The sequence below is a fragment of the Paenibacillus hodogayensis genome (assembly GCF_039536325.1).
GTDB classification, from domain to species: Bacteria; Bacillota; Bacilli; order Paenibacillales; family NBRC-103111; genus Paenibacillus_AB; species Paenibacillus_AB hodogayensis.
This window is the reverse complement of record NZ_BAAAYO010000006.1, coordinates 1-24944: the sequence shown is the minus strand read 5'-3', so window position 1 is coordinate 24944 and position 24944 is coordinate 1. Positions and strand designations below refer to the sequence as shown.

Annotated in this window: 19 protein-coding genes; 16 read left to right on the top strand and 3 right to left on the bottom strand. The window is 54.4% G+C overall.

Annotated elements, in window-relative coordinates:
- Positions 1-10: 10 nt before the first annotated feature.
- Positions 11-1735 (top strand): assimilatory sulfite reductase (NADPH) hemoprotein subunit, encoded by a 1725-nt coding sequence (cysI, locus tag ABD796_RS11240; RefSeq protein ID WP_344907521.1) that lies wholly within the window; start codon positions 11-13, stop codon positions 1733-1735.
- 63 nt (positions 1736-1798) lie between these two features.
- On the opposite strand, the gene ABD796_RS11235 is transcribed toward cysI, so the two are convergent.
- A complete protein-coding gene (locus ABD796_RS11235) occupies positions 1799-2170 on the bottom strand; it encodes a hypothetical protein (RefSeq protein ID WP_344907518.1) in 372 nt (123 codons plus the stop codon).
- Between the two features lie 197 nt (positions 2171-2367).
- On the opposite strand from ABD796_RS11235, the gene ABD796_RS11230 reads away from it, so the two are divergent.
- The 14 genes from ABD796_RS11230 to ABD796_RS11165 all read left to right on the top strand — a co-directional run bounded on the left by ABD796_RS11230 (position 2368) and on the right by ABD796_RS11165 (position 22114).
- On the top strand, positions 2368-4155 hold the full coding sequence (locus ABD796_RS11230; RefSeq protein ID WP_344907515.1) for a sensor histidine kinase: 1788 nt from the start codon (positions 2368-2370) through the stop codon (positions 4153-4155).
- Positions 4155-5657: a response regulator gene (locus ABD796_RS11225; RefSeq protein ID WP_344907512.1), complete on the top strand. Its 1503-nt coding sequence runs from the start codon at positions 4155-4157 to the stop codon at positions 5655-5657. The genes ABD796_RS11230 and ABD796_RS11225 overlap by 1 nt, the downstream gene beginning before the upstream one ends.
- 151 nt (positions 5658-5808) lie before the next feature.
- Positions 5809-6669 (top strand): ABC transporter permease, encoded by an 861-nt coding sequence (locus ABD796_RS11220; protein ID WP_344908927.1) that lies wholly within the window; start codon positions 5809-5811, stop codon positions 6667-6669.
- On the top strand, positions 6663-7523 hold the full coding sequence (locus tag ABD796_RS11215) for a carbohydrate ABC transporter permease (protein ID WP_344907509.1): 861 nt from the start codon (positions 6663-6665) through the stop codon (positions 7521-7523). Before ABD796_RS11220 ends, ABD796_RS11215 begins: the two co-directional genes overlap by 7 nt.
- A 61-nt stretch (positions 7524-7584) precedes the next feature.
- The gene (locus ABD796_RS11210) at positions 7585-9132 is read left to right on the top strand and encodes an extracellular solute-binding protein (RefSeq protein WP_344907506.1); all 1548 of its coding nucleotides are present in this window, start codon (positions 7585-7587) and stop codon (positions 9130-9132) included.
- Between the two features lie 117 nt (positions 9133-9249).
- Complete coding sequence (locus ABD796_RS11205) at positions 9250-11211, top strand: glycosyl hydrolase family 28-related protein (protein ID WP_344907502.1); 1962 nt, start codon at positions 9250-9252, stop codon at positions 11209-11211.
- Between the two features lie 627 nt (positions 11212-11838).
- Positions 11839-12870 carry a Cfr family 23S rRNA (adenine(2503)-C(8))-methyltransferase gene (locus tag ABD796_RS11200; RefSeq protein ID WP_344907499.1) on the top strand — a complete coding sequence of 344 codons (1032 nt, stop codon included), beginning with the start codon at positions 11839-11841 and terminating at the stop codon, positions 12868-12870.
- A 342-nt stretch (positions 12871-13212) separates the two neighbouring features.
- Positions 13213-13494 (top strand): ArsR/SmtB family transcription factor, encoded by a 282-nt coding sequence (locus tag ABD796_RS11195; protein ID WP_344907496.1) that lies wholly within the window; start codon positions 13213-13215, stop codon positions 13492-13494.
- A gap of 64 nt (positions 13495-13558) precedes the next feature.
- On the top strand, positions 13559-14623 hold the full coding sequence (locus ABD796_RS11190) for an LLM class flavin-dependent oxidoreductase (RefSeq protein WP_344907493.1): 1065 nt from the start codon (positions 13559-13561) through the stop codon (positions 14621-14623).
- Positions 14624-14757: 134 nt separating this feature from the next.
- Positions 14758-15954 carry an MFS transporter gene (locus ABD796_RS11185; RefSeq protein WP_344907490.1) on the top strand — a complete coding sequence of 399 codons (1197 nt, stop codon included), beginning with the start codon at positions 14758-14760 and terminating at the stop codon, positions 15952-15954.
- 279 nt (positions 15955-16233) lie between these two features.
- On the top strand, positions 16234-16488 hold the full coding sequence (locus ABD796_RS11180; RefSeq protein ID WP_344907488.1) for a hypothetical protein: 255 nt from the start codon (positions 16234-16236) through the stop codon (positions 16486-16488).
- Positions 16489-16629: 141 nt separating this feature from the next.
- Positions 16630-18558 carry a putative thiazole-containing bacteriocin maturation protein gene (locus tag ABD796_RS11175; protein ID WP_344907485.1) on the top strand — a complete coding sequence of 643 codons (1929 nt, stop codon included), beginning with the start codon at positions 16630-16632 and terminating at the stop codon, positions 18556-18558.
- On the top strand, positions 18555-20498 hold the full coding sequence (locus ABD796_RS11170) for a TOMM precursor leader peptide-binding protein (RefSeq protein WP_344907481.1): 1944 nt from the start codon (positions 18555-18557) through the stop codon (positions 20496-20498). Before ABD796_RS11175 ends, ABD796_RS11170 begins: the two co-directional genes overlap by 4 nt.
- 62 nt (positions 20499-20560) lie before the next feature.
- Positions 20561-22114 carry a SagB family peptide dehydrogenase gene (locus ABD796_RS11165; RefSeq protein WP_344907478.1) on the top strand — a complete coding sequence of 518 codons (1554 nt, stop codon included), beginning with the start codon at positions 20561-20563 and terminating at the stop codon, positions 22112-22114.
- Positions 22115-22370: 256 nt separating this feature from the next.
- Here ABD796_RS11165 and ABD796_RS11160 read toward each other — a convergent pair whose 3' ends face one another.
- Both ABD796_RS11160 and ABD796_RS11155 read right to left on the bottom strand, forming a co-directional pair.
- Positions 22371-22781, bottom strand: coding sequence for a VOC family protein (locus ABD796_RS11160; RefSeq protein ID WP_344907475.1), 411 nt, complete (start codon positions 22779-22781; stop codon positions 22371-22373).
- A 123-nt stretch (positions 22782-22904) separates the two neighbouring features.
- Positions 22905-23720, bottom strand: a complete 816-nt coding sequence (locus ABD796_RS11155) for an AraC family transcriptional regulator (protein WP_344907472.1) — start codon at positions 23718-23720, stop codon at positions 22905-22907.
- An 822-nt stretch (positions 23721-24542) separates the two neighbouring features.
- On the opposite strand from ABD796_RS11155, the gene ABD796_RS11150 reads away from it, so the two are divergent.
- The gene (locus ABD796_RS11150; RefSeq protein ID WP_344907468.1) at positions 24543-24938 is read left to right on the top strand and encodes a hypothetical protein; all 396 of its coding nucleotides are present in this window, start codon (positions 24543-24545) and stop codon (positions 24936-24938) included.
- Positions 24939-24944 lie beyond the last annotated feature (6 nt).

The following is a 24944-nucleotide window of genomic DNA, read 5'->3' as shown; positions in this document are numbered from 1 at the left end:
GACAGCAAGCATGTCGGACAACAACCTACTTTCCCCGAACAGCGCTCCGCATAGCGATGTGGAAGACATCAAACGCAGAAGCAATTATTTGCGGGGCAGCCTTGCGGAGACGCTTGAAAATACGATAACGGGGTCGATCCCCGAAGACGATAACCGCCTGATGAAATTTCACGGCAGCTACATGCAGGACGACCGCGACTTGCGCAACGAACGGAACAAGCAAAAGCTGGAGCCGGCCTACCAGTTCATGCTGCGGGTACGCGCAGCCGGCGGAGTCGTCACTCCGGACCAATGGCTGATGATGGACCGCATCGCGCAGAAGTACGGCAACGATACGATCCGTCTGACGACCCGTCAGTCGTTTCAACTGCACGGCGTTATCAAATGGAATATGAAGCAGACGATCAAAGAAGTGAACGACGCGCTGCTGACGACGCTGGCCGCATGCGGAGACGTCAACCGCAACGTTATGTGCAACCCGAACCCTTATCAGTCCGACGTGCATGCCGAGGTTTACGAGTGGGCCGGCAAAATCAGCGAACACCTGAACCCGCATACGAAGGCGTACCACGAAATATGGCTGGACGGCGAGAAGGTGCTGGACAGCTTGGACAACGGCGAGACGCAAGAGCCGATCTACGGCCCGGTCTACTTGCCGCGGAAGTTTAAAATCGGCATGGCCGTTCCGCCGTCGAACGACGTGGACGTGTTCTCGCAGGATCTCGGCTACATCGCGATCATCGAGGACGGCCGTCTGAAGGGCTTTAACGTAACGGTCGGCGGCGGCATGGGCATGACGCACGGCGATACGAAGACGTACCCGCAGGTTGCTCAGGTAATCGGCTTTTGCACCCCGGATCAAGTCGTCGACGTCGCCGAGAAGACGGTGACGATACAGCGCGACTACGGAGACCGCGCGGTGCGCAAGCACGCTCGGTTCAAATATACGATCGACGACCGCGGCATCGACTGGTTCATCGGCGAGCTGCACAACCGTCTCGGCTGGAGCCTGGAGCCGGCCCGCGCCTATCATTTCGACCATAACGGCGATCGTTACGGCTGGGTGAAGGGAAGCAACGGCAAGTGGCACTTCACGCTGTTCGTCCAGAACGGCCGTATCAAGGACGACGGCGACATCCGGCTGATGACCGGGCTGCGGGAAATTGCCAAGACGCACAACGGCGATTTCCGTCTGACGGCGAACCAAAATCTCATCATCGGCAATATCAGCAGTCAAAAGAAGAAAAAAATGGAAGAGTTGTTCAAAGAATACGGCATTACCGAAGGCGGTCAGCATTCGGCCTTGCGGAGAAATGCCATGGCATGCGTAGCGCTGCCGACGTGCGGACTGGCAATGGCCGAATCGGAGCGCTACTTGCCCGAGCTGCTGGATAAAATCGAGCCGATGCTCGACGAAGCGGGACTGCGCGAGGAAGATATCGTCATCCGCATGACCGGCTGCCCGAACGGATGCGCCCGGCCGATGCTTGCTGAGCTTGCTTTTATCGGCAAAGCGCCTGGCAAATACAACATGTATTTGGGCGGCGGCTTCACCGGCAACCGTCTGAACAAGCTATACAAAGAAAACATCGGCGAAGAGGAAATTCTCGAATCGTTGAAACCGATCGTGTCGCGCTATGCGAAGGAACGTTCGGAGGGCGAGCATTTCGGCGATTTCGTCATTCGCGCCGGATACGTCAAAGAAGTACGCTCTGGGCAAGATTTCCATTCGTAAACCACATAATGAAACCTCCAAAGCTGCAGAGTCTGCATGCTTTGGAGGTTTTCTCTTTTTTTATTACCGGCGTTCGTATCCCGGATGCTCGTAGTCGGGATTGCGCAGTTTGGCGAGCATCTGGGACTGCTCGATATAGTCGCGCGTTTCCGTCGTGCCGAGCGCATACAAGGCGGCGTACAGCTGGTACGTCCGGTTGTTGAACGACTCGGTAGCTTCGTCGTGATCGGCTGACTTGTAAGGCACGGGCGCGCGTCGAAGAGCGTGCATATCTTGGTCGGCGTATGAATCGAGCAAACGGCGCAGCTCCCCGATTTCGTCGTCGGTCGCTTCCACGCTAAACTCGTAAGTCCGGTCGGGCTGCTCGAACCGGGCGGCCTGTTCCGTAATGGTCCCCGCCGAAACCGACACGTCGTATATGGTTTTGTTCGTCATCTCGTCCGCCTCCCTTGAATCTTCTCCTTCTCTCTTAACCGGCGACGCAGGTCATGAATCAGCGCGGCGCGGCTAAGAAAGATAAAAACGTGAGGGCGATCCGACAATATCGTACGTATTCAAAGCCGATCGGTTACGGTAATATAGGGCTACTATGGCCCATTCCGGCTGCAAAAGCGAATGGAAGAGGTGTAACGATGGGTCAAGCATTGCGCAGACTGCTGCCCCAAAAGATCAAATACCGGTTTTTCTTCAGCTTCGTTATCGTCATCCTGATCCCGTTCTTCCTGCTCCAGCTTTACTACTTCAGCCGTACGGAGCGTCTGATCGTAGACAAGATCAAAGAACAGAACGGACAGCAGTTAAGCATCATGAAGGCCGATTTTAACTCCATGACCAATATTGCGTTTTTGCAATGGATCGAGCTGGAGCGCAACCGCGAGCTGATCGAGGCTTTGCAGCCTACTGACAGTCCGAAGAGAGAGGACGGCGCAGCCGGCAAGGAGCGGCGAGGCGAGGTGCTCAAGGAACAGGTTGACCATGTGCGCAACCGCTTTCTGCCACAGAGCCGTTATTTGTATTATTCCGTTGCCGACAGGAGCGAGCAGTTGTACGGCAGTTACGAGACGTCCGGCACCTCCTATGGAAGCTGGAGCCTGAGCGTCGCCGACGAGATGGATCATCTTGGGGAAAACTACCGCTGGATAGACGAGGACCCGAATTATTTGCCGTCCGGCGTTACCGGCAGCCGCAAGCTGCTCACGCTGATCGGCGCGGTTCGGGAGAACGGGGCACGGCTCGGAACAATCCGGATCAGCTTCGATTACGAAGCATGGCTGAAAGATGCGGCCAAAAACTTTCCGGTGCTCCAGATGTATCACCTGTTCGACGCGAACGGCAAAGAGCTGGCCCGAACGGAGCGGATCGGCGCGGATCGGCCGGACATCAGCGGAAAGTTCGATCCGTCCGCAGGCAGTCCGGCGTTCTGGTACGACGAAAGCGATACGATGCTGTACGGCTCGACGTTTCTGCTTCCGCAGCGCTGGCAAATTGTCGGCGCGTTTCCGCTGAGCTTTTATTTCGGCGATCTGAAGCAGCTGGAATTGCAATTTTTCCTTACCTTTCTTGTGCTTATGGTCGTATTCGTCATGCTGACTTTTGTCATTTCCTCCTCGGTAACGCGGCCGCTGAAGCTGTTGAAGAACAAGATGGAGGGCATGGTCCGCGCGGATATGAAAACGTTTTTGCCCGAGCAGCCGTACGACGGAGAGCTGTCCGCCTTGTCCCGCTCGTTCAACCGGATGGTGACGGATATGAACCTGATGGTCGAACGGCTGAAGCGGGAGGAGCGGCAGCGGGAAGCGGCGCGATTCCAGATGCTGCTCAGTCAGATGGACCCGCATTTTCTGCTGAACACGCTGAATACGCTAAAGTGGCATGCGATCGACAAGGAAGACGAGAAGGCGGCGGACATTTGCAAGCAGCTCGGCAAGCTGCTGGAAACGAGCTTGAACGTCGAAGCGGATTTGATCCACTTGAAAGAGGAGATTGAGCTGGTGCAGGCTTACGTGCGCATCCAAAATTTCCGCTACGACGACCGGTTCGTCGTCCGCTTCGACTACGAGGACGAGCTGCTCTATGCGCTCGTGCCGAAGCTGAGTCTGCAGCCGCTTGTGGAAAATTCGATCGTGCACGGGTTTCCGCGCCTGGAAGAGCAGGGCGTCATAACGGTTCGCGTGTACCGGGAAGCCGGCAACGTCGTCATGGAGGTCGAGGATAACGGGCAAGGCATCGTCGAGGCGGAGAAGTGGAAGCAGAAGCGGATACGCAAAGGCATCGGGCTGACCAACGTCCGCGAACGGCTGCAGCTGCTGTTCAAGCGGGATACGGAGCTGCTGCTGATCGAGCGCGAGCAGGGGACGCTTACGAGAGCGACATTCCCGCTGCTGCTCGCCGTACCTTACCGACAGAAGGAGGATTCGTGATGTGGAAGCTGATTATCGCCGAGGACGAGCCTATGGTGCGCCGCACGATCCGGCAGAAGATCGACTGGCCGGGGCTGGGCTTCGAAATCGTTGGCGAAGCGGAGAACGGCGAGGATGCGCTGCGGCTGATCCGGGAACATAGCCCCGATCTGGTCATCGCGGATATCGTCATGCCGCTCGTAGACGGTATCGAGCTGCTGAAGCGGACGCGCGAGGAAGGGCAAGAATGCCGCTTCCTGATGCTGACGTGCATGAGCGAGTTCGAATATGCGCGGCAGGCTTTGGAGTACGGGGCGTCCGCCTACGTGCTGAAGCTGTCGATGGACGTGGAGACGCTGCAGACCGCGCTGCTCAAGATCCGGAGGGAGCTGGAAAGCCGCTCGGAGATCCGGGAGCTGCAGGCGCGTACGCGCATGCATGCTTACGAGCAGTTGTTCCCTGTCCTATGGGATGGAATGTATTATCACAATACGCCTCCGGAAGAACGGGAGGCCGCAGCGGCGAGACTGCGGCGGGAGGTGGGCTATGTATGGTTCGGAGCGTTTCTTGACGGCTCCGCAGACTTTTGCGTTGGCGAAGTGCGGCGCCGCGGCTTCGCTGGCGGGGAAGGGCGTCTCGTGCTTACCTCCTTTACGGCTTCGGGCGTCACGACCGTGTTCGCCTTCGGCAGCGAGCCGCCGCGCTGGAACGTTCCGACCGTAAACGATCCCGGACCGCATTCGTATGCCGCCATTTACGCCCGACCGGTGGCGATCACCGATCTGCCGGACGTCTGGGCCGGACTGCTGCGAGCCGCGGACCGGGTCTGGTACGACGACCGGCGGGGACTTCAATACGCCGATATCGCGTCCGAATCCGGCAGCGACACGCCGGCGCTCTCCTGGTCGTACGAGAAAGAGCTGCTGCGGCAGTTCGAGCAGTCCAAGACGAACGCCTGCGCGGACACGCTTGCGCGAATGTGGGACGAAATGCGCCGGCTCCGTTATCCGCTCGTGCTCGCCAAAGCGACGATGCTGCGGCTGGATCAAGTGTTCGCTCGCATCTCCGCGCTGCCGCCTCTCCCTCCCGGGGAGCTGACGGAAGCCGCTTCCTTCACTGCGGCCATAACCGTGTTCGCCAATCGGATGTCGGCGTACTTGGAGCGCCTTGCGCTGTCCGAAGAGCGGATGACCGATCACGAGGAAGTGAACAAGATGATCCGCTACATCCGCCAGCATTACGACAGTCCGATCACGCTCAAGTCGACCGCGCTGCATGTGGCGATGGAAGAGCATTACGTCAGCAGACTGTTCAAGAAAAAGGTCGGCGAGTCGCTGATCCATTATTTGCAGCAGTACCGGGTCGACCGGGCGAAGGTGTATTTGACCGAAACCGATATGAACGTCGGAGACGTCGGCCGCAGCGTCGGCTTTGCCAGCGATAATTATTTCAACAAAATATTCAAGCGCACGACCGGACTTACCCCGAGCGAATACCGCAAACGGTTCGGCTCAAACGGATAATTTCGTTCTAATAACCGGACAACAATGTTCCTTAATCTCGCCTCCTCCCCCTGTTAGGATAGAAGACAGACAGAGTGGAAAGGGAAGGTGCAGGTTGGAACAGTCGGCTGCTTACTGGAAGAAGGTGTGGAGCTTTCGCGCATTTTACGTGATGCTGCTGCCGGGGGTACTGTATTACATCGTTTATAAGTATGTGCCCATTTACGGTTTGGTCATTGCCTTTAAGGACTATGACATTATCGAAGGGATTTTGGGCAGTCCGTGGGCGGACCCGTGGTTCAAATATTTTCAGCAGTTTTACGAATCGCCGTATTTTAGCCAGCTTTTGACCAATACGCTGTTGATCAGCGTATACAAACTATTTTTCGGCATGGCTCCGCCAATCGCGCTGGCGCTGCTGCTGAACGAATGCCGGGTCACCTGGCTGAAGCGGATCGTGCAGACGCTGAGCTATATGCCGCATTTTTTGTCTTGGGTCATTATATACGGGATCTTGATCGTGCTCATGTCGCAAAACTCCGGAATTATCAACCGATGGATCGTGGAGGCCGGCGGACAGGCCATTCCGTTCCTCAGCTCCACGGAATGGTTTCGTACGGTACTGGTCAGCTCGGAAGTATGGCAAAATCTCGGCTGGGGCGCCATCATCTATCTGGCCGCGATGGCCGGCATCGATCCTACGCTTTACGAAGCGGCGAGGGTGGACGGAGCAGGCCGGATGCGCATGATCTGGCACATTACGCTGCCGGGCATCCGCACGGTGATCATCCTGCTGCTCATTCTGCGATTGGGCCATCTGCTCGACGCAGGGTTCGACCAAATCTACATGCTCTACAACGTACACGTCTATCCGGTAGCCGATATTCTGGATACGTGGGTATTCCGAACAGGTCTCGAACAGTTTAACTTCAGCCTTGCCTCCGCCGTCGGTTTGTTCAAATCGCTGATCGGTCTTGTGCTCGTGCTCGGTTCGAACGCGCTGGCCAAACGATGGGGGGAAAGCATATGGTAAACTCCGCTTCGGATCGTATTTTCAATACTGTCGTTTACGTGCTGCTGGCGCTGGTCGGACTGGCCGCGGTGCTCCCGCTCTTGTACGTATTCTCGGTTTCCTTGACGCCTTACGGCGAAGTGCTGAAAAACGGCGGATACGTGCTGCTGCCCAAATCCGTTACGTTGGAGGCGTACCGCAAGCTGTTCGAAACGTCGAATATTATGCGCTCCTTCGGCGTTACGGTGTTCATTACCGTCGTTGGCACGTTCGTCAACCTGACGCTGACGGCGTTGACCGCCTACGCCTTGAGCCGCAAAAACATGCCGGGACGCGCGCTGTTCCTTTACATGATTGTGTTTACGCTGTTGTTCAGCGGAGGCATTATCCCGACTTACCTGATCGTCAAAGCGACGGGGCTGCTCGATTCGGTATGGGCGCTCATCCTTCCGAGTGCCATATCCAGCTTCAACGTCCTGCTAATGAAAAGCTTTTTCGAAAACTTGCCTGAAGAGCTCTTCGAGTCCGCCCGCATCGACGGGGCGAAGGAATTTAGAATTTTGCGGCAGATCGTCGTACCGCTGTCGATGCCGTCTTTTATTACGATCGGGCTGTTCTATGCCGTCGCTCACTGGAACCAGTTTTTCGCCGCGATCATGTATGTGACCGACCGTCGTCTGTATCCGCTGCAGGTCGTCGTCCGGGAAATTTTGACTATGGCCCAGCAGCCACTGGATAGTGCGGAGAATATGGTTCCGACTGTCACGATGCAGATGAGCGCCGTTGTAGCCGCCAGCCTACCGGTTTTTATCGTCTATCCGTTCTTGCAGAAGCATTTCACCCAAGGCATGCTTCTTGGCTCCATCAAAGGTTGAGTTTGGGTATGCCCCAATTTCAATATATGACGCACGTGAAGATAGAGAGGGGAACATTACCATGGTAAAAAACAAGAAAGGCGCTGTCGCTACGACAGCGCTGGCTTTGACGGCGGCGCTGTTGTCCGCCTGCGGCAGCTCGGGATCGGGCACCTCCGCCACAGGCGGCGACAACGCGTCGGGCAGCGGGGGCAAGCCGGCCGCGCCGGTCGCCCTTAACGTCACGCTGACCGGAACCGGCCTGCCGATGCCCGAATCGGACGTGATCAAGCAGCAGTTGGACAAGAAGCTGGGAATCGATTTGACCTTGGCGCCTTTTCAAACGCCGGACGATTACTCGAAGCAGATCCGGCTTCGCATCTCTGCGGGCAACTATCCGGATTTGTTCCAGGTTACGTATCCCGAGCTGAAAGAATATGCCGACAAAGGGCTGCTGCTCGATCTGACGCCTTACTTCGGCAAAGAGCTGAAGCCGGCCGGCGACTTCGTTACGTCGCTCGGCAGCGAGCTGTTGAAGAAAGCTTCCTACAACGGCAAAGTGTATGCGGTTCCGCGCAACGGGGACGCTCCGTTCGACGCCTTTTGGATTCGCAAGGACTGGCTCGACAAGCTAAACCTGAAAGCGCCCACAACGCTGGATGAGCTGCTCGCCGTTTCGAAGGCATTTACCGACAACGATCCCGACGGCAACGGCAAAAAAGATACGTACGGCATCCTAGGCGGCGAGTTTTCCGCTTTTGCGCAAGTGCTCGGCGCCTACGGCACAAGCAACCCGTTTGCCGGAGCATTCTATAAGAAAGACGAGAAGTTGATGAACGCGTTCTATGATCCGGGTATGCCGGAAGCGCTTGCGGCGATGAAGAAATTGATCGATGCCGGCGTGGTCGATCCGGAGATTATGACGAATAAATCCAACGAAATTCAGCAAAAAGCATTCCAGGGCAAAGGAGGTATCGTCAATTACCCTTGGACGGGGATCGTCAAGGACGAGTTCGTGACGCAGTACAAGACGGTCAATCCGAAGGCGGAGTGGATCAACATTCCGTCACCGTCGGGACCTGCAGGCCAGTTCGACGGAGCGTTCGATTACGACAGACCGGGACGGTTGCTCGCCATTCCGAAGACGCTGGAGAAGGATAAGGCGAAGCTGCAAAAAGTATTCGATCTGATCAACTACGTCTCCTCGAAGGAAGGCAACGAACTGGTCATGTATGGCATCGAAGGAAAGCACTACAACAAGCAGGACGGCAAGTTCGTGCTAACCGAGCTGATGACCAAGGAAGGCAACTATTTCACGCTGTACCAACTGACTGGTCGTCCGAACGAGTCTTATCTGGCGAACAAATTCCCCAACCAGAAGGAAGTCAGCGCGGCGGCAGCGAACGCGAAGCGGATTCGTCTGCTCGACAGCTCGGTTATTCCGCCGGATGGGTTTAACAAGGCTGACGCCGACCGCTACGCAAAGGAGGAAATGGTAAAGTTCATCTTCGGCAAACGTCCGCTGTCCGAGTATCCGGCGTTCCTCAAGACACTGGAGGAAACGTTCAAGTACAAACTGTACACGGAATCCGCAGAGAAGCAGTTGAAGGAGCAAGGTTTGTTGAAATAACGGTTAGCGCTGGTCCAGACGGCGGTCGCTTCGGCGGCCGCCTGTATGCCAAGACATCGGGGACTCGACATACGTGAAGGAATCTATATGAAACGACTACATATAGGAGGAATCCCGATGGAGACCAACAATCGTACGGACGTCACGCTGGTAATGGAAGAGCAGGGTGAGCAGGCCATGAGCCGCAGAAAGCTGCTGAAGTCGCTCGGCATCGCCGGAGCGGCGCTGGCAGCAGGCAGCTTGATCACGCAGCGAACCGATGCGGCCGCTTTTGAAAGCGTAACCGGTTCGGTCTATGGACTGGCCGAGGACGGATGCTGCTCCCCGGACGAATTCGTCATCAATACGACGATCGCCGTCCTGCGCGCCGCAACGGCCGCCAATCCGGATCATGTCCATTTCGTGCGGGACCTGGCGCAAGAAGGGCATTTCCGCTACGATTCGAGCGATACGACGACGGCGGACAACACGGGAACGGTTCTCGTATCCGCATCCGGTCTGCGTTTCAAGAGATTGTATTCCGGAGCGTTGAACGCCAAGTGGTTCGGCGCCAAGGGCGACGGAGTCAGCGACGACACGGCGGCTTTGCAAAAAGCCGTCGATATCGCCCAGGACCGGGGAGATACGCTGTACTTGCCGACGGCGGACTACATGATCTCCGCCCCGATCGTCATCGGCGCCTCCAAGCGGTCGATCCGCATTGTCGGAGACGGCTATCACAAGGGCTCCTGGATTCGCGCCCATTCCTCGATTACGCCTGCAGCACCGCTGAAAGCCGCGTTCCTATTCGACGATTCGAAGGTTGCGGAACGGTTCGAGTTTTCGGATATCGTCATTCAAGGGGAAACCGGCAAGTTCGAGTACGGCATTTATACGAAGAAGATTTCCCATTCGCTGTTCCGGCGTATCCGGGTCGTGCAGACGAAGGTTGCGGCTATCGGTATCGGTTACGGCTGGTGCAACGATATCGAGACGTGCGAGCTATCATTCAACTTCGGAGACGGCATCTTCTTCACCGCCGACAATGTGAACATGCTGAACGTCGTCAATACGAAGCTGTTCTCCAATGACGGCTTTGCCGCCAATCTGGCCAACAGCTCGCTGACCGTCCGCTTCAACGGTTGTTCCATTGAGAAAAACAAAGTCGGCGGCATATACACCAAAATGCTCAATACGCCGCTCGACATCTCGGACTGCTATTTCGAAGACAACGGATCGGTCGGCTACCAGCTGCAAAACCCGAACCGGCTCATCCGCTCTTGTATCATCATCAACGGAAATACGGCGCCGAACATTATCGCTAACGCGTATCCGACCGGAGCGGTACGGATCACGAACAATATCGTGTCCGTCTCGTCGGACGAGTCGTTCGTCGCCTGCTACTCGGCAGGAAGCAGTCTGGAGATCGGCAACAACACGTTCGTCCGTTACAAGACGCCAGCAGTAACTTACTCTTTACTGCGCACGGGGACAAGCAAGACCGGACTCGGCGCGAAGGTCAACAACTTGCGCATTTATGGAAACGGCGTATGGGAGAACCATAAAACGGCCATGACGCTCAAGACGTTGTGGATTGAGGATTTGGGACAAGCGACGACATTGCTGCACAGCGCCTGGCTTCAAGGTGTGCCGGAGCCGAACTATGCGCCAGCCCCGTCGACGTTCACGTCCGTCTTTAGCGGAGGCGGTGGGGCGATCGCGCCTTCGGCAACCAAGTTTAACGGCAACGACGTATACGAGCTGAGCGGCGCGGCGAACACCGATGTGTTCGGCTTCTCGATCAATCTCGCAGATTACCCGCGGCTTGCCGGCAAGTACGTGTACATTGCCTTCTACGCCCGCGCGTCTGCGGCGAGCACCGGAGCCGTCGCGTATACGAGCCAGTTGAGCATGAACACAACGGCTTATACGCCGGATACGAACTGGCGTCTGATCAGCTACGTCGATCTGATGCCGGCGAGCGGCACCGTTTCGTTCGGCCTGCGCAAAATATCCGCCTCGGCCGGCTCGATTTTGTACGTCTCGCTGCCAGTGTTGAAGGAAGTCGGGGCAGCGACGAACAGCTTTATCGAAGGATAAGGAAGTCCGTTCGTCGGACATACAGGGCGACATCGCGAGCGGCCGATACGTCTGCACCAGCCTCGCAGGGGTACGGACGCGGTTGCGAATGAAGCACTGAAGTGTGACCGGATGTTGCACCAAAATAATAGATATGTTAGAATTTCGCTAACATGGAACGTAAGGAGATGAAGAGGATCATGTAATAGACTTGCCCTGTTAAAGAATAGAGCGGAATTTGTTTTATTCTTTTTGGCAAGAACGTTACCTGATTCTTTTCACTCCAATCACGGGTTCTCTATATTCCCCTTTTTTGGGAATTTCCGTTTTTGAGCGGGAAGAAAGGTCACTTTCTTCCCGCTCTTTCTTTTGTGTCCATGGACAAGGCGAAACGAACGACTAACTCGATTGGAGGAGAAGGAACGATGAGGTTGATTGCGGTCGCAGATGATCGGGTGAGCCGGTTCCCGGCGGTTGGTTCACCCCAAAACATTCGCATGCCGGAGAGTCACCAAACGATCGACAGGTACACGTAGCGATCGGTCTCCAAGCGTTTCGTGCGGAACCTGCGTAGTTGGCTCATGATGGGGGAAGGCACCGCTATACGGTGGCGTTCCTGACGTTTTCTCCGGCGGTAAAGGAGAAGACATGAAGCTGGTCTCAAAATATGAAACGATTCGGCAGCTGCTGATCGATCTCAAACAGCCGTTGTTTCGATATAAACAAGTAATAGATGCGATCTTCAAACAGAGCATCGGTGAATATGAACGAATGACGATGCTGCCCCAATCTTTACGCAATGAGTTGACCCGGACGCTCGGTCCGCGCGTTTGCAGCATGGCTCCGGTTAAGGAGATCACGTCGAGTCAGGTCAGTAAAGTGCTCTACGCCACAAAGGGCGGCGAGTTCGTAGAGGCCGTACAGCTTACTTATGAACGAGGGTGGAAATCTTATTGTATTTCCAGTCAGTGCGGCTGCGGATTCGGATGCAAATTTTGCGCTACCGGCACCATCGGCTTGAAACGAAATCTGACTGCCGACGAAATTACCGACCAATTGCTGCACTTCCGTTTGAACGGACATGCCTTGGACAGCGTCTCTTTCATGGGTATGGGAGAGGCGCTTGCCAACCCGAATGTGTTTACGGCACTAACGATATTGACCGACCCGAAACTTTTTGGTTTAGGACATCGGCGTATTACGATTTCCACGATCGGCTTATTGCCGGGGATCGACAAATTGACGAGGGAGTTTCCGCAGGTCAATCTCACTTTCTCGCTGCATTCGCCCTTCGACGATCAGCGAAGCGAATTGATGCCGATCAACGATCGTTTCCCGATTCCCGATGTACTGAATGCCTTGGATCGCCATATCCGACATACGGGCAGGAAGGTGTACATTGCGTATATTCTACTTCGAGGGGTCAACGACTCGATCAAGCATGCGGAAGCGGTTGCCGGGTTGTTGCGAGGGCGGGGACCGGGGGAGCATCTGTACCATGTCAACCTGATTCCTTACAATTCGACCGAAGTTACGCCTGAACGCTACCGGGCATCCGATGCGCTTCAGATTGAGGCGTTTGTCCAGGTATTGAAGTCGAAGGGGATCAGCATCACGGTTCGCACTCAATTCGGATCGGACATTAACGCGGCGTGCGGCCAGCTGTACCGAACCCAATAACGTTAGTTGCAGCGTGTCTGCGACTGGAAATTCAAACGGCTGCCCCGAGGGGGGCGGCCGTTCACACTATTTATCCCGCATTAATTTCAAACATGCAATTATTAAGCATAATACTGCCGACACTCAAAATAAAGCATAAAGTATCGTGCCGCTACAAAAAATAAAAGGAGCTCCCATCTGATTCGTGCGAAGCTCCTACTTGCCACATCTGAAACCTTGACCTTAATTTGTAACGAAGCCGGATGATGAACCCAATGAATTCCATTTACTTTTGATCGGAATGGTGATATTATCGACTTCGATAGTTATAGAACTGCTGAATAGATTCGGGAGGTGATACGAATGGGAGAAAATCAAGAAGATATGGGGCAAGCCGTTAAACTGTATAAAGCTTTGGGGGAACCTACCCGATTGAAAATCGTCTTACTGCTCGCGAAAGAGAGTAATTTATGCTTCACCGCCATCGGTGAAAAGCTTGAATCGGTTGCAGGCTCTACGCTATCGCATCATCTGAAGCAATTGACGGACTCTGGCTTGATTCATTTTCGTAAGAATGGATCGTTTATTCACTATAACGTCAATCGAGAAATGGCAGAAAAATTCGCGCCCTATTTGTTGGCGTAATTTTTTTAAACATGAGTTCTACAGATTTAGAAATATAGAATTGTTAATGAAGGAGAGAATGATGATGAGCGGTCAAACGAATACGATGGAGATTGGAATTAGCACATTCCTCCATGCAAATCCCGGAAATGGTGTCACACACGCCCAGAGGCTGCGCCAAGCGATAGAAGAGATTCAATTGGCAGATCAAGTCGGCCTTGACGTCTATGCCATCGGCGAACATCATCGAATCGACTACACAAGCTCGTCGCCAGCCGTCATTCTGGCCGCCGCTGCCGCTGCAACGAAGCGGATCCGGCTCTCGAGCGCAGTGACGGTGCTCTCTTCGGATGATCCGGTGAGGGTATATCAGGACTTTGCAACGCTGGACGGTCTGTCGAACGGACGGGCGGAGATCATGGCCGGACGGGGGTCATTCATCGAATCGTTTCCGCTATTCGGCTATGACCTGAAAGATTACGAGGAATTGTTTGAAGAAAAACTGGAACTGCTGCTGAAGATCCGTGCTTCCGATAAGGTGACCTGGCGCGGCAGTCATCGCCCGGCGATGGACAATATGGGCATTTATCCTCGCGCACAACAGGAGCCTATACCTGTCTGGATCGGCACAGGCGGCAACCCGGAATCGGCTGTTCGGGCCGGCTTGCTGGGACTTCCGGTTGTCTTCTCGATCCTGGGCGGGATGCCGCAGAGATTCGCAACCCTGGTGAAGCTTTATAAGGAAGCCGCCGTGAAAGCAGGTCACGATCCGAATAAGCTGCAAATTGCTACGCATTCGCATGGCTTTATTTCGGATACAACACAAGAAGCAACAGAACGGTTTTATCCGGTCATGGCTTCCCAAATGAACCAGATTGGACGAGAACGAGGCTGGGCGCCTTATACACGCGACTCGTACGATGCATCCTGCAGCCTTCATGGCGCTCTTTATGTCGGGGACCCCGAATATGTAGCAGAGAAGATCGTACTACTGCACAACAACCTAGGCTTGACTCGATTTCTGATGTACGTCGATTTCAGCTCGTTGCCGCATCGCGACTTGCTGCGGACGATAGAGCTGCTCGGCACTAAAGTAGCCCCGATTGTCCGTAAGGAGCTCGCCCGTCAGACGTCTGGCCGTAACGATTAAAACAGCGGACGAGCGTGGGAGCAAAGAGACTGACTAGGCCAAGAAATGGCGTTGGCAAAACGAGTAACTTATTTTTTTAATCATGAGTTCCACATATTTAGAACTGTAGAAATGAAAAGGAGACAAACAATATTATGAAAAACTCATGGAAAATTTATATTCTGGCCATGATCAGCTTTTTAGTCGGAACTTCGGAGTTCGTCATTGCCGGCATTCTGGATAGGCTTGCAAGTGATGTTGGAGTTTCGGTAGCGGCGGCCGGGCAGCTGATAACGGTCTACTCGCTTGCTTATGCCATCGGTACTCCGATTCTTATTGCACTCACGGCAAAAATGGATCGAAGAAAGCTTATGCTGTCGGCTTTGGGATTATTTTTCGTAGGGAACTTGATCACTGTCACAACTACAGGCTACGGCATGCTGATCGGAGCAAGAATTATTTTGGCGATAAGCACGGGGGTCTTTATGGTTGTCGCTCTGACCTTTGCGGCCAAGATATCTCATCCTGGAAGACAGGGCAGCGCTATCGCTACGGTTCTCTTGGGCTTTAACCTCGCGCTCATTCTCGGGGTCCCGCTTGGGAGGATCATTGCGGACTCGTATGATTGGAGAATCATCTTCACGGGGATCGGCGTTCTTAGCTTGATCGCGATGTTGGTCCTTTTGCCGACGATTCCGAAATCGGAAGGAGAGGCTCCCGTTCCTATCCGGGAACAGCTCGCCTTGTTAAAAAATCCCCGAATCTCAGTCGCGCTGTCCATCAGTTTTTTCTGGATATTGGGATATATGATTCTGTACACTTATATAACGCCGTTTCTTCTGACCATTACGGGGATGAGCGAACGGATGGTAAGCATCGGGTTGTTTGTGTTTGGACTGGCCAGTCTCCTGGGCTCCCAAGTTGGCGGCTACGGTGCAGATAAATGGGGCGTCCACCGCACGATGATAGGAGGCTTGCTCTTCCACTCCGGCATATTATTTTTACTGACGGCGTTCTCCCATTCGTCCATGTTCGTGTTACCTTTGCTTATGTTTTGGTCCTTTTTCGCTTGGTCGACGGGGCCGGTTCAACAAGTTTATTTAATCGGCATGGCTCCTCAGGCTTCGGGGATCATCCTGAGTTTGAACAATTCTATCGTGCAGTTGGGCATGGCTGTAGGGGCTGTAATCGGGGGCGTCATTGTAGAAAGCATCTCTCTTTCAGCAGTCGGTTGGTTTGGTGGAGTTGGCGTCGCAATCGGACTCATCCCGGCTATTTATGCTTTATCCATGCGTCGAAGATCTGCAATAGTGGAACAAACATTGAGCGTAACCGATAAAGCGGAAGTTTGAAAAGATTTTCTAGAGAAAGTGAGCCGGCCCTCAGAGGTACCCGAGGGCCGGCTTTTTTTGCGTGTTCGGACGTTTTGGGACAGATGCCCAAAAAATGGGCTATTGACTCAGTAACAAACGCGGAGTGTCGACCATAAGCTGGGATCATGTCAATAAGAAAAAAATTACTGGAGGTTTTTCACATGACCAATTTTCAAAATGAGCTTCAGCAGTTGGATGTTTCGCAGTTCCAAGCAACTGAAATGACGCCTTGGGAGCAGCAGCAGCAGGCTCAATATTTTGCTGGCCAGTATCCGAACGGCCAAGTGCCGGTGGACCCGTCGCGTCTTTGCGTCGGATTTTGCGCCGGATCTTGTGTCGGATTTTGCTCCGGATTTTGCGGCGGGTTTTGCGCCGGAACTTGTGGCGGGTTTTGCGGCGGCTTCTGCGGCGGCGTTCGCTGTCATAATTGCGGGGGCGGGGGCTTCTGCCATCAATGCGGTGGCGGCCACCGCTGCCGCTGACGCCTTCGTCTTCTCTTTCGGATTGCAGTAAACCGATCGCCCCTGCACGGCACTGTGCAGGGGCGATTTTCTATTCCCTAGGAGATGTCTGACATGATGGACATATAGAAGTACATATGATGTAGAACGACGATTGCAAATTGGAGTACAGCGTTTGGCTAGGAGGGCTGAGATGTCAAAGTTGACCCCGTCTGCGCGCCTTCAGGTAAAGGCGGATACCTTTTTTTTGCCGGTTCAGAATGACGGCGTCTATTTCCGAAACAATGTCGGCACGTTCCACATGAAAGGCGAGATGATTGACCGCTGGCTGGAAAAGCTCGTCCCCATGTTCAACGGAGAGCATACACTGGCGGAATTGACGGACGGGCTATCCAGCCCGTACCGGGACCGGGTGTACGAAATCGCGGAAGCGCTTAGGGAAAAAGGCTTTGTGCGGGATGTGAGCCAGGATCGCCCGCACGCTCTTTCGGAGCAAACGGTCCGCAGGTATGCAGGGCAAATCGCTTTTCTAGACAGCTTCGGCGATTCCGGCGCTTACCGGTTTCAGCATTACCGGCAGGCCGAGGTGCTCGCGGTCGGCTCTGGCCAGATCTTTTCCGCGCTTGTGTCGTCGCTGCTTGAATCGGGTCTGCCCCGGTTCCGCATGCTGATTACGGATCCGCTGCCGACGGATCGGTATCGGCTTTCGGCTTTGGCGGAGCACGCTCGCCTGACGGACCCCGAAGTGGAGATCGGGGAAGCTGTACTGCCGAACAAGGGTATCGATGGTTGGAGGGAAGCCGTGCGGCCGTTCCAAACGGTCCTTTATGTTTCCGAGCAGGGCGATTGCGAGGAGCTGCGGCTTCTTCATCAGGCATGCCAAGCGGAACACAAAACGCTGCTTCCCGCCGTGCGTACGCATCAGGCCGGCCTCGCGGGCCCGTTCGTGCAGCCGGAGAGTACGGTCTGTTGGGAATCTGCATGGCGGCGCATCCACGAGTCCGAAGTGTTCAAAGATCAGGAGAGGTTTGCTTTCTCCTCAACCGCGGGGGCGCTGCTCGCGAATGTGATTGTGTTCGAACTGTTCAAGAATGTAACGGGCACCGCCGAGCCGGAGCTGAGAAACTCGCTGTATCTGCTTGATTTGGAAACATTGGAAGGAGGCTGGCACCCCTTACTGCCGCATCCGTTTGCTACTGGAACATTCAACGCCGCAGCTAACTGGGTGGATGACGTGGAGCTGCGGCTCGAGGAAGGGCCGAAAAGCGGCGCAGTGAACGGTCTGTTTGCGTACTTCAGCAAGTTGACTTCGGACCGCACGGGAATTTTCCATAGCTGGGAGGAGGGGGAACTTGGCCAGCTGCCCTTGTCACAGTGCCGGGTTCAGGCAGTCGATCCGCTGTCGGAAGGACCAGCCGGGCTGCTGCCGGACATCGTTTGTTCGGGATTAACGCATGGGGAGGCACGGCGTGAAGCGGGGCTGGCCGGTCTTGAGGCGTATGTGTCGCGTCTTGCGGGGCTTCTCGTCAATACCGAGCAGCTGATCGGGGTCGGTATCGGGGAGACGGCCGCAGAAGGCGCGACTCGCGGACTGCAGGCTTGCTTGACGAAGCATTTGGAGGCGCGGCTGACAGACCGGAAGCCGTCTGTCGTTCGGGTTCGGCTCGGCCAGATTGACGACGAGCCATGCCGGTTTTATTTACAGGCGCTGACCACGTTGCGGGGCACACCGACGATCGGGCTTGGAGAAGAGGTGTGCGGATTTCCCGTCGTATGGGCAGGCACGGAGGATGGATGGTTCGCTGGCACCGGCTTGACCGTGACAACGGCGCTGCGCAGGGCTTTGCAAGCGTCGCTGATGAAGGCGCAAAACGGATCCGCATGCCGCGTGCCGCAGGCCGTGGAGGCGAGTGCCGCGCTGCTTGATTCGGGCGCCCAGCTGGAGCTTTCCGTCCCGGCCGAGGAGTCGGAGGCGAAGCCGGATCGGGTCAGGGACGCGATGCGGGAGCTGAAAAGAAACGGCCGGGAATTTTTCTTAATAGATTTGGCGGTGGAGCCGTTTTTGCGTGACGGTCCTGCAGCTGTCTTCGGCGTGCTGCTGGGAGAGGGGGAAGCCGGATGAGTGCGGTCGTAGCCGTTGTCGGAGAAGGAGTGCTGGCGGAGCTGGTGTGCGGGGAGCTGATCTCCGAGTGCCGAATCGTTCGTTTGGCCCATATCGGGGAGGGCTTGCCGGAAGATGCGGAATTTGCCCTTGTGCTGAACGATGCCTGGCATCCAGCCGTTCACCGCGAGGTGGAAGAGGAGCTGCAGGCGGCCGGCATTCCGTGGCTTCGCGGTTTCGTCGCTATCGGCGAAGGCGTTATCGGGCCGCTCGTCAGGCCTGGCCAGTCTGGATGCTCCAGGTGCGCCGATACCCGGCGGCTTATAGCGGGGCGCGACCGAAGGGAAATGTGGGGACTGCAGCAGCGGTTGACGGAGAGCGGGGGAATCCAGTCTGATGCATGGGCATCTCGCACGGGACTCCTGCAGATGGCGCATCTGCTTGCGACGGAATCGCGGAACGTGCTGCGGGGTATCCGTTCCCGAACGGAAGAGCGCGTGGTTTTGGTCAATCTCAAGACGTTGAATAGCTCCAGCCATTTCTTCCTGCCGGACCCGTTGTGTCCCGTATGCGGACGTCTGCCTGAAGATTCGCGGGATGCGGCCCGGATCTCGCTGAAGCCGTCTCCGAAAGTCGGAGAAAACATCTACCGCAGCCGATCGCTTCAAGAGCTGAAAGCATTTCTGACCAGGGACTATCTCGATTACAAGATCGGATTTCTGAACGGAAAAATGCTGGATCTGGTTTCGCCCTTGGCCGATGCGACCGTAAATCTTCCGATGTTAGAGCAGGACGAGGTGACGGCAGGCCGGACGAATAGCTATGCCGATAGCGAGCTGTCGGCTATTCTGGAGGGCTTGGAGCGTTATTGCGGCATGGCGCCGCGCGGCAAGCAGCCGGTTGTTCGCGGCAGCTATCGGCAACTGGCGGGGGAGGCGCTCGATCCCGTGACGGTCGGGCTATATGCGAAGGAGCAGTACGAGCTGCCTGGATTTCCTTTTAGACCGTTCGATCCCGATGCCGAGACCGATTGGGTCTGGGGGTACTCGTTTGCGCAAGAACGCCCGATTTTGGTGCCGCAGTGGCTTGCATATTACAGCTCTCCATGCCGTCAAGGCTTCGTGTACGAGACATCCAACGGCTGCGCCTTGGGCGGAAGCTTGGAGGAAGCGATCCTATACGGGATGCTGGAGGTCGTGGAGCGCGATTCGTTCTTGCTGACATGGTACGCGCAGCTGCCGCTTCCCCGAGTAGACCTACAATCCTCCGGAGACCGCGACCTGCAGCTTATGGCGGACCGGTTGCGGGCCGTTGCCGGTTTTGACGTGTTCTTGTTTAACGCGACGATGGAAAATGGGATTCCTAGCATTTGGGCGGTGGGGAAAAATAGAAAGGCTAATGGATTGAATCTTATCTGCGCAGCCGGAGCGCACCCGGACCCGGTACGGGCAGCGAAAGGGGCAGTTCACGAGCTGTCGGGGATGATGCTCACACTAGACCACAAATTCGAGGAGAACCGGGAGGACTATGTGCGGATGCTCCACAATCCTTCGCTGGTTGGGGGCATGGAGGACCATTCCATGCTGTACGCCCTGCCGGAGGCGGAGCCGCGGCTGAGCTTTTTGCTGGAGGAAAACCGGCCGATGCGAACGTTCGCACAAGAATTTGGACCCGCTGCAAAGAACCAGGATTTGACCGAAGACCTGAAGGCGATGATCGATAAGTTTCTCCGGCTGCATTTGGACGTAATCGTGGTTGACCAGTCGACACCGGAGTTGAGGCGTAACGGGCTGCACTGCGTAAAAGTGTTGATACCCGGCATGCTTCCGATGACGTTCGGCTACCCGTTTACCCGGTTGGCGGGGCTGGAGAGGGCGCTTCGAGTGCCGAGCGAACTCGGGTACACGGATCGGCCTTTGCGTCCGGAGGAGCTCAATGCTCATCCGCATCCGTTCCCTTAAATGAGCGGGCCCATGTCGGCTAATGCCAAACCGCGGTATCACTACAGGGAGGGGGAAGCAGGATGAGTCTGGAAGCGTTTCTTAGCCAGCTTCATGCCGACGGCAATACGAGCGGGCTGCCCGGCTGGGAGGTCGATTGGGACGATGCGCCGCTTGCCTATAAGCTGTATCGCGGCTTGCCGACTCTTCCGCTGTCCTCGGATATCCCGATGACGTTGGAAGAGCGGACAACGCCTGTTGAACCGAGCCTGAAAGACATCGGCCATTTTCTCTGGTACGTCTACGGGCTGACGCAAGTAAGCGATTCGACAGCGGCACCGTTGCGAACGTACCGCAGATTCGTCCCTTCCGGCGGAGGGCTGTACCCGAACGAATTGTACGTATACCTCCGCAAAGAAGCAGGCGTTCATGGACTCTACCATTACGATGCAGCGCATCACCGTCTGGTGCAGCTGCGCGAAGGCGATTACGATTCGTATTTGGCCCGGGCTCTTGGCAGCCGCTGTGATCTATCCTCATGCTTCGGCGTTGTGTTTGTATCGACAATGACTTGGAAAAATGCTTTCAAATACAACACCTTTGCCTATCGTCTGCAAGGGCTTGATTCGGGCGTACTGCTAGGGCAGCTTCAAGAAGCGGCGAAACGGTTCGGTTATGCATCCAGCGTGCATTTCCGGTTTCTGGACCGAGCCGTGGGCCATCTGCTCGGGCTATCCGGCTCGGAGGAGAACGTTTATGCGGTCATACCTCTTTCGGTAAAGCGCGACATCGCAAGGATCGACGATGCCGGCGGTACGCCGATGCAAGTCGCAGCCGATGAGCTGTGCCGTGAGCTTCCGGCCGTTCAGCATGATTATTACGTGCGTTCGAGATCCGTTAAGAAGATTCCGCAGCTGACCCAGATGAACGAAGCGGCGAAGCTCGATACGCTGTCGCCGTTTCGCCGCTTCGAGCCCGTCCATCGGACGGAAAGCGGACTTCAGACTGTCTATTTGCCACCGGTGAAGCGGCTAAACTTCGATCTGGCGGCGACCAGCCGAGCCCGGCATTCGCCCGAAAGCGAATTCGTCTTGAGCCGTGTAACGGCGGAGCAGCTCGCCGCGCTGCTGCAGGAAGCAGCGGCTTCCTTCGCGTATCGCAACGATTTGGATGGCGAGAGAGAGGCGCCTCCGCATCGTGTCGCGTTATACGGATGCTTCTATAACGTCGAAGGCGTACCGGACGGTGCTTATCGTTATGACGCAGCCGCCCACGCTCTCCGGCGCGAACTGGCCGGCGATCATCGGCCCCGGCTGCAGCAGGGGATGACCCTGCACAACGTCAATTTGTTTCAAGTGCCGATCTGTTTGCACATCGCGGGTGATGACGATCACCTGATTCCGCAATTGGGGTATAGAGGGTACCGTATTCAGCAGATGGAAGCCGGCATGCTCCTGCAGCGCCTGCTGCTGGCGGCGTCCGCTCTCGGCTTGAGCGGGCGTCCGCTGCTTGGCTTTCAGGCCGGAGCGTGCGACGAGCTTTACCGGATGTCCAGGCATGGACGAACTACCCTTGTCCAGATCCCGATCGGCTGCTGCCTTCCCCGTCCCCGTCTGGAGGGAGGTTTGCATAGCTAGGATAAACTGGATATCTCCTAGATGCGGATGCGGTTATTTTCGCTATCTACCCGATGCATGTGGAGTCGGTCAATTGAAGGTTCGAAGAAATCAATCGCCAAGCGCGGACGAGGACGGAGCGAAATTCGTCCTTCCGAATGCGCTCCGTATGGACGATCATGTCATGCAGCCGTTCCCGTTGACCCGAAAGAACAATTTGTCCCCATGGTCCACTTCATCCGTTTTCGGAAAGGAGAACGCGATTTGGCGCACATCGTTAATCGTAATAGCCACGCCCTTCGCCTCTTTGAAAGGTTGCAATAAACCAACTGTTTCCGAATTCATCTTTAATACCGCCGTTTCGTTCTCCATACGGCATGTCCGCAGGTTCATACAGAGAAACCGCTCCCGCTTTCAAGGCTCGCCTGTAGCACTCATCCGTGTTGCGGACAAAAACATGCAATGAAGTTTCATTGGCCGGCCAAGCCTCATTAGCATCCGATACTTCGACGATCCCATGTCCGATTCGCACCTCGGCATGGGTAACCTTCCCCTTTTCATCCGTCGTGCGGTGAAGCACTTCCGCATCGAAAACGGCTTGCATAAAATCCAACAATCGATCGGCGTGCTCCGCACGCAGTGTGGGAACAACTGAAGAATAGCTTTTAGGGGTCCACTCGTTTCCCATCTTAATGTCCTCCTCTTGTTAAAGTGTGAAAGGCATTCAGCGATAAGCTGGTTTGTGCTCTGTTCATCAATAAATGTTACAACAACCATCACACGTTGTATTGTAAATAATTGACCCCATCCGTCATAAGTGAACATGATTGTGATGTCTACCGGGAATCGTTACATAATCAGTCGGGCTCAAGCCGGAAAAAGCGCGGAAATCCTTAATAAAATGAGACTGATCGTAATACCCGCAATCCAATGCGATAGCTGACCAATCTGTCATTTTTTGTCGTTCATTCCTTTCCCTTAGCACTTCTTGAAATCGTCGGATACGGCTATAACGTTTGGGTGTATAGCCGGTTTCCCTCTGGAACAGTTCGATAAATCGTCTGTGACTGATGCCGATTTGGTCAACAATGTGTTGAACGTGATCCGTCTGTGCGTTTTTCTTGCTTACATGCTCAATCGCATATTGAACCGCCGGATGTCTATCAAGTGGCTTGACCGCCAATTGCAGCAACCGATCGTGAAGACGATGAAACATTTGTTCGAAAGTTGGCAATTCGAGCAGTTCCTCACGCAGTTTTCCGGCCAAATGCCCCCAAATCGCATCCATCGACAGCATGACATTATGTAATTGATCGAGCGGATAACCAATAAATGGATAGGCGCCACCCGGTTTGAAATGGATTCCAATCACTCTCGTTACTAGCGAATTGCAGATTACGAAATGTCTAGAATGAGGTCCACAGACAAATACAGGGTTGAGTCGCAATGTCTCGTTCGACGCGGTTGCCATGAGGACTTGATCAGCAGTTAAATCAATAATGAGATCGACGGAGCCGTCCGGTAAGGAAAGCTCATTTTGACATGCCGTATTTTGGCTTTCCATGTACCAAAAATAATCCACGAATGCCGATAATAACCCAGGCGGTTTGTAGGTGTGGATGATCATGCCGAAACAACTCCTTTTACACATATATAGCTAATTATAACGTTTAGCGTTTGATTGAACGCGATAAGATTGATTTAATATCCACTTATTTTGGAATCCGCTGCCTGCGGGGGTGTAAGTAGTAAAATAATCACTATCTAACGCGTGTACAATAAGAATTCGAAACATGTGGAGTGCCTAATATTGCTGATGCGTAATGAGATGTGACAGTACTGCTCAAGTCTACGTTGAAGGGGACTCTTGCGATGTGCAAGGTCTCCTTGAAATATGGGAGTATAAAGTTCCTGGTCCAGATGGTCACTATATATTATCTATAAAGCATACAGGGAATGCGTAGCATTTTAATCATCAGTTTGACTACATGCAAGGCAGATTAGAACGAAATCTGATTTTACAAGGAGTTTTGCATTGGATTTCCTAAAGGACAATTGTCTAGAAGAACCCTACAAAAATATCATTATTCGCTCATATGTCCCGACTAGAACACCTCATAGAAGAACAGATCACAAAAAGAGGATTGATTCTTTTTTGAAAGAAGATGTTAATCCGGATTTGCACTAGGTGTTCTGCACTCCTCACCTGCTCGGATCGGGGGTAGACCTTGGCGATTTTCAAGATCCAACGGATGATCAAAATACATACTAAGTGGAGCTGATAAATTCGAACGTGCCAGCTCCTTCAGATAGCCCCATGTGCGAACCATCTCTCGTACATGGGGTATTTTGTTTGGATCACCCATTCACCCAAGCAGAGATTGAATGAGTTCTCACAGATGCCCGAATAAGGGGTGAAAAATTTGTAGGTATTTAGTATAATAGTAATGTGGATATTTTTCCCATATACGTACTTACGGAGGAGATCTATATTACTGATCCAACAAAATACCTGCAATTAAAACTGAACCAAGTGGCTTCGAGGCACCTTTCAGATAAAGTGGCACTCTTCCGTGGGTTCTACGATGATATTGCTGATGAAAGGCTTAAAGAGTTGTTTGCAATATTTCATATGCAGTTTAATAATCTGTTCGCATACATGAACCAGAAACGCTACGCAAATGGCGGAGGACATTATAATGCGGATGCAAGTCGTGATCTCATTGATTTGATTGAACAGGAAAGAGTAATTCAAGCTACGCTTAAAGGTGATTTTGCTTTTGAAATTATTGCAGGCCTGTTGAATAACCACAAAATGGTAGAAAAAGAGCCGTCAACCCGGTAAACTGTT